Raw genomic sequence first — 10,670 nt, 5'->3', positions numbered from 1 at the left:
TCCCCAGAACAGTAAAACCAAGGCCTCAACGGTATGCCAAAAATAAAAATGCCGTTCACCTTAAGTGAACGGCATTAGCCCTAGGCTGCTTTTTTAATAGGATTATCGCGTGTAACAATGGGTTACTCTGTTGGCTTTAAAGGTATACATGCCCTTAAACTAATATGAGTATATCCATAAAGTAACACGGGTATAGCCTAAAACAGCTGTGATAGATTTGAGCTAAGCTGCTTTCGGCTACATGATCAATGTGTGGTTAGCACTTGCTGCTAATGAACGATAAATAACGCTTGTTTGTTTTGCTTTGATATTCCAATGTTGCCAATACAGTGGAACTTGCATCTTTTTTTCTGGAAATATTTCGATAAGTTGACCCGTTTCGAGTAAGTCTTGCGCTTGCAAATGGCCAACTAATCCATAACCTAGGCCCATTTTAATCGCTTCTAAAAAGCTCTCAGAGGAGGGGATTTTATGTTCTCTCCAGCTGTTATCACTAATCCCGAAATAAAAATTCAAAAATTTGTCGTGAAGCTTATCTTTAGTTGAGAAGACGACCGCTGGCGCTAAGGCTATGTCTTCTATGGGGGAGTCGGATGTAAAATATTGGCTTGCAAACTCGGGTGTCGCAACACACAAATACTCCATGTTACCCAGAAACTCACTGCTACAGCCTGATAACGCAATTTGAGACGTGGTTACGCAGCCAACGGCTTCACCATTTTTTAACAGGTGGTGGGTGTAAGCTTCATCATCAATGATGAGTTCTAATAACCATTTATGGCGTTTAAATACCTCAGCTAATGCTGGTAGAAACCAAGTCGCTAAGCTATCTGCGTTTACAGCAATTTTTACGATGGTCGGTAAGGAGGGATCATCTACATCCATTTCTGAGCGCAGCTCACTTTCAAGTAGCTGTACTTGTGCATAATGTCTGAGTAACCTTTTTCCTGTTTCAGTTGCACGCACAGGATTTGTTCTTACCAATAACGACTGTCCGACCTTATCCTCAAGCTGTTTAATTCTTTGAGAAACCGCTGATTGGCTAATGAATAGATGCTTCGCCGCTTTATCAAACCCCCCTTGAGATACAACTATCGAAAGTGCTTTAAGGTGTGCGTAATCAAACATAGTTTGCTGCCTCTGCTTTAGTATCGCTTGCAGTATAAGTTTTACTTATACCTGATTAATATTAGTAGTTGTACTTATTTTTAAAGGCGAACTATTCTTGCGGCTTATTAATTTAGGTCGTTTTGAGGCAGTTATGCAAACAGCATTTATACAAGGTATGGGAATTGGCGGTAGCTTAATAATGGCTGTGGGCGCGCAAAATGCTTTTGTTTTAAAACAAGGCCTTAAACGTTCTCATTCGTTACCTATCGCTGCAATTTGCTCATTTATTGATGCGGTTATGATCACTGCTGGTGTTGCAGGTTTAGGTCACTTAATTCTAGCGTTTCCATTGATTAAAGATATCGCAAGCTTTGGTGGTGCTATTTTTTTATTGTTTTATGGCTTTGCCGCCTTAAAGTCCTCTTTTAACGATAACCGTATGGAGAATGATGAAGAACATGCTGCTGATAGCCTTAAAAAAGCCGTATTTACAACGTTAGCCATTAGCTTATTAAATCCTCATCTGTATTTAGATACAGTGGTGTTACTAGGCAGTATTAGTGTGCAGTTTGAAGGGACAGAAAAGCAGTGGTTTGGTGCTGGTGCTGTTTTGGCTTCTTTTGTGTGGTTTTTTAGCTTGAGTTTAGGCGCTAAATATTTAAGCCCTGTCTTTAAAAAGCCTAAAGCCTGGTGTTACCTAGACCGTTTTATCTGTATTACCATGTGGTCGATTGCTGGCGCATTAATCTATCCCTATATTGTTTAGTATCTAAGATACTATCTGAAGTAGAACCTTAGAAAGTACCCGATATCGTCCCGGAAAAAAAGGAGCCTAAAGGCTCCTTTTTTTGATGGCAGAAATATCCAAAAATTTAACGCCGTGAGTTAATGACTCTTTAAATGAGCGAGTACAACTTCATGATGATCTTTGGTTTTAAACTTATTAAATACATGTGCCACTTTACCGTCCTGACCAATTAAGAAGCTTAAACGGTGTATGCCGTCATAGATCTTACCCATAAACTTCTTTTCTCCCCACACGCCAAAGGCATCGGCAATGGCATGATCTTCGTCGCTCAGTAGTGAAAAGTTAAGCGATTGCTTATCGGAGAACTTAGCCAGTTTGGCCACGGGATCAGGACTTAATCCAAATACCGTTACCGAGAGGTTTTCAAGCGCTTGTTGACTGTCTCTTAAACCACAGGCCTGCACTGTGCAACCGGGAGTAGAGGCCTTTGGATAGAAATATACAAGCACTGGGCCGGTTTTTAGCGCTTCAGCTAAGCTAACGGTTTCGTCTTTTTGGTTTTGTAGGTTAAAAAGTGGCGCTGTATCGCCAGCGGTTAAGGTTTTCATATTTTTATCCATTATCAATATTAACTTTCAACACCTTGCATACGTTCAATAGTGCACTCTAGGGTTAATTCTGCTGCTAGTTCATTTATGCTAACTTCGAGTTTATCTAAGTCGACTTTTTCTGGCACATTAACGGTGAGGTTAATATTTTGAGTGGGTTTGCCTGTCGCATCTTCTTCCGCATGGGATTTAACCGCAGCCAAATCGAGTGATCTATCTGCTAAGAATTGAGTGATTCTTTTCATTGTTCCACGTTGGTCATGGCCACTAAAGTTGACCTCTAAACGAGAAATGTAGTTTTGTGGAGTATGTTTTGAAGTACGCTTCATTACTGTTAATAACTCAAGTTCAACACTTAAGCTTGGTAATGTGGTTTCCATCTTGGTAATTGACGGCCACGAACCTGAAAGCATCATAATTAAGGTAAATTCATTACCAAACAGTGCCATGCGACTATCAACGATATCGCAGTCACACTCACTCGCGAGTCGTGCAAACTTACTCACAATACCTGAGCGATCGGCCCCCATTGCAGTAACGACCAAGTGATTGGACATTTCATACCCCATATTATTATTGTTTAGTCTGAAAAATAGACAATTGAATGACAGATTTTTCTCGTGGTCAGTAATGCTATCACAAGTTAATCAGTTTGCGATCCTTGTCATTGTGATCCTTTCACTTATTTAATATGTTTCAAGTTGATGATGAATATGCTTAAGTCTTGCGTAGTAGAGCTTGTTTTTAGTGGATTGCATCAGTACCATAGCCAGTCCTGAACCCTTGGGGAATACACATGATATACGGAAGCATCGTTGCCTTAATCACACCAATGAACAGTGATGGCACAGTAGATTATAAGAGTCTTGAAAGTTTAGTTGAGTACCATATCGCCCAAGGTACAGATGCCATCGTTGCCGTTGGCACCACTGGTGAGTCGGCAACACTACCAGCAAAAGAACATATTGCCGTTGTCGAGCAAACGGTAAAATTTGCTGCAGGTCGACTACCGATTATTGGTGGCAATGGCGCTAACGCAACGGCAGAAGCTATTGAGTTAACTAAAGGCCTCTCAAATACTGGTGTGGCTGCAATGCTAGGTGTCACACCTTATTATAACAAGCCAACACCAAAAGGGCTTATAGCACACTATACCGCTGTTGCAGCGAGTACCGATGTGCCACAAATTCTATATAACGTTCCTGGACGCACCGCTGTTGATATGCTGCCAGAAACGGTGGCTGAACTTGTGAGTGTCAAAAATATTATCGGTGTTAAAGAAGCCACCGGCGATCTATCTCGCGTTAAAGAATTACGCCGTTTATGTGGCGATGATTTTATGCTGTATAGTGGCGATGACGCGACAGCAAGAGAATTTTTAACTCTCGGCGGTAATGGCGTTATTTCGGTTGCGAACAATATTGTTCCAAAACAGTTTAAAGCTATGTGTGACGCTGCGTTAGCGGGTAATCTTCCTGCTGCATTAGCTGCTGAAGAGTCGATTAAAGCGTTGTTTAGCGCTTTGTTCTGCGAAGCCAATCCTATTCCCGTAAAGTGGGCCGCTCACCGAATGGGACTAATTAGTCAAGGTGATATTCGTTTACCTTTAACTGAACTTTCTACAGAGTTTCATGGTCTGTTGCTAGAAGCGATGAAAAATGCCCGAATCGAGGTTGAATAATAAATGCTAAAGCAAATATCTCCACTTATTTTAGTTGCAGCTGTTACTGCATGTAGTACACCCATTGACAGAAGACAGGCTAATGACATAGATCAGAACTATCAAGATCTCGTCGTAGCGCCTGAATTAGTGATCCCAGCGGGGTTGAATAAGCCAACTTACAGTAAGGAATATAATATTCCTGATGTAGGTAGTAAGGTTGACCAAAATGCGGTTGGCACTCAGCTTGATATTCGACCGCCACTACAAGTGTTACCAATGGCAGAGGGGACGCGTGTAGAAGAGGGCGATGACAATATTAAAATTGTTATTGAGTCGATTGATAATGATATTGATTTAAAGCAAGAGATATTTGATGTTTTAAAAGAATACTTTGCGAGTAAATCTATTCCATTACGTAGTGAAAACTATGAGCTAGGAACCATTGAGACTGATTGGATCGAAAGCTCGCAAGTGATTGAGTCGAGTTTCTGGGGTAGCGATAAAGTTTATAGTCTAAAGCAGCGTTATTTGTATAAGGTCGATGTTCGTCCTCATGGCCGTAGCGGTAATTTAACGATTGAGCTAATAGAACATGAAGAAAGCTATGATGGCGATCGACAGGATATTTTATTAAGTGGTGAAGATAAGCGTCGTTATACTATTGATAGATTGAATGATTCAATTAGTTATATCAGTATCGAACGTGCTAAAGCACTTAAAGCTAAACGCTTGAAGCAAAGCCTGGGTATTGATGTAAACCTTATAGCTGATGCTGAAGAACAAGCTTATTGGTTAGCTGATGCTAAGTATAAACGTACCTGGGATCGCTTACGTATTGTGTTACCTGAAATGGGCTTTGAAATTGTCGATATGGACAGTAACAAAGGTCTACTTTATATCAATATAACGGATGACTCTGGTTTTTGGAGTTCGTTATGGAGCGAAAAAGAGCTACCGCTTGAAGCGGGTTCATATCGTATAGAGCTTAAAGATGGCATTGATGATAAGACAGAGATCCACCTGTTGAATGCTAAAAATGAGCCGCTTTCTAACGAGGTTGTTACTGCAGTCTATGAAGGCTTCTCAGAATTGATGCAAGAAGACCGTAAAGTACGCTAGTCACAATAACTAAAATGAAAAGGAGCCTCTTGGCTCCTTTTTTGTTGACCGTTAAAAAATGAATGTCACCCAAATGTATTATTTGTAAGAAAAAGTAAAACGTATTGAAGCAAAGTTATGACTAGGTAAACTAACGGCAATTGAAAAATATAGTTTGCTAAGGCTGTCATGAAAAAAATAATAATAATAATTGGTGCATTGTTGCTCTTAGGCACATATTTCTATCTGCAACAACCTCCGGCAGAACAAGTCACAAAATCTCGACCTATACCAAATGTAGTTGTTACGAAAGCAGCGATACAACCGATACGCGACGAGGTTGAAGCCCTTGGTACGAGTAAGGCAAACGAGTCGATTACTGTGACCCCCAAGGTCACAGATGTGGTGACAAAAGTTAATTTTAATGATGGCGATCTAGTCCAGAAGGGACGTTTACTGATCCAACTTCAAGACAGTGAACAGCTTGCGCGTGTTACCGTTGCAAAAGTGAAAGTTAAAGATCACCAACGTGAACTTGAACGCATTCGCACCTTAGTCACCAGTCAAACAATTGCAGAACTTGAACGAGACAGGTTGCAAACGTTAATCGATACCGCTAAAGCTGAGCTGGCCCAGGCGCAATCGGCCCTAGGTGATCGCAGTATCAGGGCACCTTTCTCTGGTGCGTTAGGTTTGCGCCAGGTCAGTGTCGGAGCTCTAGTCTCACCAGGTAATCCCATTACCACTTTGGATGACATCTCAGTTATAAAGTTGGACTTTTCTGTGCCAGAGCGCTTTTTACAAGCATTGGCTCTAGGCAAAAAAGTTGAAGCAACGGCTGTAGCATTTGACGGAGAAGTGTTTGTAGGAAAAGTGGTGTCAATTGATAGCCGTATTAATCCGAAAACTCGAGCGGTAATCGTTCGTGCCGAGATCCCCAATCTAGATCAACGATTACTTCCTGGCATGTTGATGAAAGTGAAGCTTATCAAGACAAGCCGGGAAGCACTTATATTACCTGAGTCAGCGATAATACCCATTCAAGATAGGCACTATGTCTATGTGGTCAATGACGAGGGCATTGTTGAGCAAAAGCAAGTTACGCTTGGACTACGTAAGCGTGGTTGGGTAGAAATTATTAATGGTGTCGTCCTTGATGAGCAAGTTGTGATCCGGGGGTTGCTAAAAGTGCGCCCAGGAGATCACGTCAAAGTGACCTTTAGCGAACGTTTTAGTTTTCTAAAGCAGGCTAATGTGGAGCCCGTAGCATGATCTTAACTGATATCTCGGTTAAGCGACCGGTCTTCGCTTCAGTTATTAGTATTTTACTGATTGTTTTTGGCTTAGTGGCATTTGACAAGTTGCCGTTAAGAGAATACCCAAATATTGATCCTCCAGTGGTCTCAATTCAAACCAACTATCGCGGCGCCAGTGCGGCAGTAGTTGAGAGTCGAATTACTCAGCTCGTTGAAGATAGGATTAGCGGTGTTGAAGGCATTAAACATATTAGCTCCTCGAGCAGCGATGGGCGCTCGAATGTTACATTAGAGTTTGATGTTGGGCGAGATATTGAAGCTGCAGCCAACGATGTACGAGACCGAGTATCAGGTCTTCTGAATAATTTACCTGAAGAAGCTGATCCACCAGAAGTGCAAAAAGCGAACGGTGGCGATGAAGTGATAATGTGGCTCAATCTCGTGTCAGATCAGATGACTACGTTACAGCTAACCGATTATGCCAGACGCTATTTAATCGACCGTTTCTCGGTGATCGACGGGGTCGCGAATATGCGACTTGGTGGTGGCAAGGTTTACGCCATGCGTGTGTGGATCGATAGACAAGCCTTAGCTGCAAGAAACTTAACTGTTGCCGATATTGAGTCAGCACTTCGCTCGGAAAACGTAGAATTACCTGCGGGCAGCGTAGAGTCAAAAGAGCGCCATTTTACTGTAAGGTTGGAGCGAAGCTTTAAAACATCTGATGATTTCGCCAATTTAGTGTTAGCTGAGGGGGAAGATGGCTACCTGATTAAACTGGGTGATGTTGCAAAAGTTGAAATAGGTTCTGAAGAGGAGCGTATCACTTTTAGAGGCAATCGCGAGGCCATGATTGGTCTTGGCGTGTCAAAGCAATCAACGGCTAACACATTGGATGTCGCCCGCGCGGCGAATAAATTAGTCGATCAAATTAACCCAACCCTACCAGCAGGTATGGAGATAAAACGCTCATACGATAGCTCAGTCTTTATTGAAGCGTCGGTTAAAGAGGTTTATCAAACCCTGTTTATTGCCATGTTTTTAGTCATCGTGGTGATTTATCTGTTCCTTGGTAGTGTGCGCGCTATGCTTATTCCTGCGTTAACTGTGCCGGTGTCTTTAATGGCGACATTTATCGTACTGTTTGCACTGGGCTATACGATTAACCTGTTAACCTTGCTAGCGATGATCTTAGCAATTGGTATGGTGGTTGATGATGCAATTGTGGTACTTGAGAACATTCACAGGCGAATAGAAGAGGGAGATTCACCGCTAAAAGCAGCTTACCTTGGTGCCCGTGAAGTGGCATTTGCGGTTGTGGCGACCACATTAGTTTTGGTTGCGGTATTTATGCCAATCACCTTTTTAGAGGGAGATTTGGGTAAACTATTTAAAGAGTTTGCGGTTGCCATGAGTGCAGCGGTCATTTTCTCAAGCATTGTGGCATTAACGTTAAGCCCAATGATGTGTTCTAAGGTGCTAAAACCCTCTGGGCAGGACTCTTGGTTAGTTCGGAAAATTGACTCGGGAATGGACAGCCTCTCTAGTCACTATCGAATGATTTTAGTCAAGGCGATGAAGCACCCATTTTTGGTGTCATCATTGATCCTAGTTGCACTCGTGAGTAGCGCATTTTTGGCGAAAGAAGTGCCGCAAGAATTTGCGCCAAGAGAAGATAGAGGTTCAATGTTCTTGATTGTCAATGGACCGCAAGGGGCCAGTTTTGAATATATTGAATCTTATATGGATGAGATTGAAAATCGCTTAATGCCATTAGTTGAAGCTGGAGAGATTAAACGTTTGCTTATCCGTGCGCCAAGGGGGTTTGGTCGCAGCGCTAATTTCTCTAATGGTATGGCTATTATTGTACTTGAAGATTGGGCCGTTAGGCGCAGCGCATTTGAAATCATAGGTGATATCAGAGGGCGACTGTCAGATTTAGCAGGCGTACGTGCATTTCCTGTAATGAGGCAAGCCTTTGGCCGTGGTGTCGGTAAGCCTGTGCAGTTTGTATTAGGTGGACCAAGCTATGAAGAGTTGGCGAGATGGCGAGATATTATTATTGAGAAAGCCAAGGAAAACCCTAACCTTGTTGGCTTAGATCATGACTACAACGAGACTAAACCACAACTTAGAGTAGTGATCGATAAAGACAGAGCATCAGATCTTGGAGTATCCATCTCTCATATAGGGCGCACGTTAGAGTCGATGTTAGGCTCTCGTTTAGTCACGACGTTTATGAGAGATGGTGAAGAGTACGATGTGATTATTGAGGGTAATCGAGATAATCAAAATACGGCTAACGATCTTGAAAATATTTACGTTCGATCAGAGCGTAGTAAAGAGCTTATTCCGTTATCTAATTTAGTGCATGTCGAAGAGTTCGCCGATGCAAGTCAGCTAAACCGTTACAATCGTATGCGTGCGATTACGATTGAAGCGAATTTGGCTGATGGCTATAGCTTAGGCGAAGCGCTAGATTATTTAAATGGCTTAACTTATGAGTACCTACCTGCTGAAGCGATAGTGAGTTACAAGGGGCAGTCATTAGATTATCAAGACTCGGGTAACTCGATGTATTTCGTATTCATTTTGGCTCTTGGCATTGTGTTTCTAGTGTTAGCGGCACAGTTTGAAAGCTATGTTCACCCGTTGGTGATTATGCTCACGGTACCACTGGCCACGCTGGGGGCACTAATAGGACTCTGGGTAACGGATCAAAGCCTGAATATTTACAGCCAGATAGGCATTATCATGTTGGTGGGCTTGGCCGCTAAAAATGGTATTTTGATTGTCGAATTTGCTAACCAACTCAGAGATAAAGGCATTGAGTTTCAGCAATCAATAATTCAAGCATCGAGCCAACGATTGAGACCTATTTTAATGACGGGGATCACCACCGCCGCGGGGGCTGTGCCGTTAGTGCTTTCAGAGGGCGCAGGAGCTGAAACACGCTTTGTTATTGGCGTCGTAGTGTTATCGGGCATTACACTGGCAACCTTCTTTACATTGTTTGTGATCCCTGTGGCTTACTCGTTATTAGCGAAGAATACGGGCTCACCTGAGCTGATTGCTAAGCAGTTGGAAAAAGAGCTCGCAGAGTAGTTCATTTTCTTCTACTGACTGCTAGAAATAAAAAAGGCGCTTTAAGCGCCTTTTTTGTTTTCCAAATAGTTAAGTATATTACCTAGCTACTTTTTGTCAGAGTCAGCTTGCTGGTCCTGATCATCTTTGTCAGCCACATTTTTCTCTTTAGTGGTTTTCTTATGATGATCTTTACCAAATTGAGACATTTTGAATTTGGCGCTATATTTCAAAACCGCTAAATTACTGGCGATAATACCAACAACTAATAAAATGAGTAATCCAACTTCAAGATTTGACATAACGCTTATCGCCTTATCAATTAGTCAACAGCAAGTCTAGCTTCACAAATACGGATATCTTCAGGGGTATCGACCTCTGGTGAATCAAACGCACTGATTGCAACTTTAATTTTGTAACCATACTCAAGCGCACGAAGTTGTTCTAATTTCTCCAAATCTTCTAAACGGCCCAGAGGGAGTTTAGCAAAGGTCTGGATAAACTTGCGGGTATAAGCGTAAACACCAAGGTGCTTATAAACCGGGTAATCGGTCGTATCACGGCCATAAGGAATGCGGGCACGTGAGAAATATAAGGCGTTAAAATTGTTATCGAAAACCATTTTAACATGGTTAGGATCGTTGAGCTGTTCGTCATCGCTGATCTCATAACCTAAGGTTGCCATGTCGAACTCACCTGGATGACGTTCAAATAGGCTAATGATCTGCTCAATAGAGATAGGATCAATTAACGGTTGATCACCTTGTAAGTTAATCACAAGATCATCATCGGCAAGACCGAGTTGTGTAATTGCATCGTCGATACGGTCTGTACCTGATGCGGCATCTGCACCTGTCATAACAACTTTGCCGCCAAAACCTTCAACGGCATCTTTAATGCGATCGTCGTCAGTTGCAACATAGATGTCTTTAAGCCCTTTTGCTAAAGCAGCGCGCTCGTATACATGCTGGATCATTGGTTTGCCATTGATTGGTGCCAATGGTTTGCCAGGGAAACGGCTAGAGCCGTAACGAGCAGGGATTAATAAGGTTACATTCATTCAATTTACCTACTTAGAAAAAGTATCATGGGCTTCCATTTGA

Annotated in this window: 10 protein-coding genes; 5 read left to right on the top strand and 5 right to left on the bottom strand. The window is 42.2% G+C overall.

Annotated features, from left to right (window positions below; genetic code table 11):
• Window positions 1-237: 237 nt before the first annotated feature.
• Window positions 238-1,128 carry a LysR family transcriptional regulator ArgP gene (locus tag ACVBJC_RS02835; RefSeq protein WP_447159142.1) on the bottom strand — a complete coding sequence of 297 codons (891 nt, stop codon included), beginning with the start codon at window positions 1,126-1,128 and terminating at the stop codon, window positions 238-240.
• A 133-nt stretch (window positions 1,129-1,261) separates the two neighbouring features.
• On the opposite strand from ACVBJC_RS02835, the gene ACVBJC_RS02830 reads away from it, so the two are divergent.
• Window positions 1,262-1,876, top strand: coding sequence for a LysE/ArgO family amino acid transporter (locus tag ACVBJC_RS02830; protein ID WP_447159143.1), 615 nt, complete (start codon window positions 1,262-1,264; stop codon window positions 1,874-1,876).
• Between the two features lie 119 nt (window positions 1,877-1,995).
• On the opposite strand, the gene bcp is transcribed toward ACVBJC_RS02830, so the two are convergent.
• Both bcp and ACVBJC_RS02820 read right to left on the bottom strand, forming a co-directional pair.
• Window positions 1,996-2,466, bottom strand: a complete 471-nt coding sequence (gene bcp / locus ACVBJC_RS02825; protein WP_447159144.1) for a thioredoxin-dependent thiol peroxidase — start codon at window positions 2,464-2,466, stop codon at window positions 1,996-1,998.
• A 20-nt stretch (window positions 2,467-2,486) separates the two neighbouring features.
• Window positions 2,487-3,023: a glycine cleavage system protein R gene (locus ACVBJC_RS02820; protein ID WP_447159145.1), complete on the bottom strand. Its 537-nt coding sequence runs from the start codon at window positions 3,021-3,023 to the stop codon at window positions 2,487-2,489.
• A 239-nt stretch (window positions 3,024-3,262) separates the two neighbouring features.
• On the opposite strand from ACVBJC_RS02820, the gene dapA reads away from it, so the two are divergent.
• The 4 genes from dapA to ACVBJC_RS02800 all read left to right on the top strand — a co-directional run bounded on the left by dapA (window position 3,263) and on the right by ACVBJC_RS02800 (window position 9,588).
• A complete protein-coding gene (gene dapA / locus ACVBJC_RS02815) occupies window positions 3,263-4,147 on the top strand; it encodes a 4-hydroxy-tetrahydrodipicolinate synthase (RefSeq protein WP_447159146.1) in 885 nt (294 codons plus the stop codon).
• Window positions 4,148-4,150: 3 nt separating this feature from the next.
• On the top strand, window positions 4,151-5,248 hold the full coding sequence (bamC, locus tag ACVBJC_RS02810) for an outer membrane protein assembly factor BamC (RefSeq protein WP_447159147.1): 1,098 nt from the start codon (window positions 4,151-4,153) through the stop codon (window positions 5,246-5,248).
• Window positions 5,249-5,416: 168 nt separating this feature from the next.
• The gene (locus ACVBJC_RS02805) at window positions 5,417-6,499 is read left to right on the top strand and encodes an efflux RND transporter periplasmic adaptor subunit (RefSeq protein ID WP_447159148.1); all 1,083 of its coding nucleotides are present in this window, start codon (window positions 5,417-5,419) and stop codon (window positions 6,497-6,499) included.
• On the top strand, window positions 6,496-9,588 hold the full coding sequence (locus tag ACVBJC_RS02800) for an efflux RND transporter permease subunit (RefSeq protein ID WP_447159149.1): 3,093 nt from the start codon (window positions 6,496-6,498) through the stop codon (window positions 9,586-9,588). The genes ACVBJC_RS02805 and ACVBJC_RS02800 overlap by 4 nt, the downstream gene beginning before the upstream one ends.
• Before the next feature lie 86 nt (window positions 9,589-9,674).
• Here ACVBJC_RS02800 and ACVBJC_RS02795 read toward each other — a convergent pair whose 3' ends face one another.
• Both ACVBJC_RS02795 and kdsB read right to left on the bottom strand, forming a co-directional pair.
• Window positions 9,675-9,869, bottom strand: coding sequence for a DUF2897 family protein (locus ACVBJC_RS02795; RefSeq protein WP_447159150.1), 195 nt, complete (start codon window positions 9,867-9,869; stop codon window positions 9,675-9,677).
• Window positions 9,870-9,889: 20 nt separating this feature from the next.
• Window positions 9,890-10,627 (bottom strand): 8-amino-3,8-dideoxy-manno-octulosonate cytidylyltransferase KdsB, encoded by a 738-nt coding sequence (kdsB, locus tag ACVBJC_RS02790; RefSeq protein ID WP_447159151.1) that lies wholly within the window; start codon window positions 10,625-10,627, stop codon window positions 9,890-9,892.
• Between the last annotated feature and the right edge of the window lie 43 nt (window positions 10,628-10,670).

This window comes from Shewanella sp. 0m-6 (assembly GCF_052977325.1).
The sequence above is the reverse complement of the archived record's forward strand: the minus strand, read 5'-3'. Positions and strand labels throughout refer to the sequence as shown.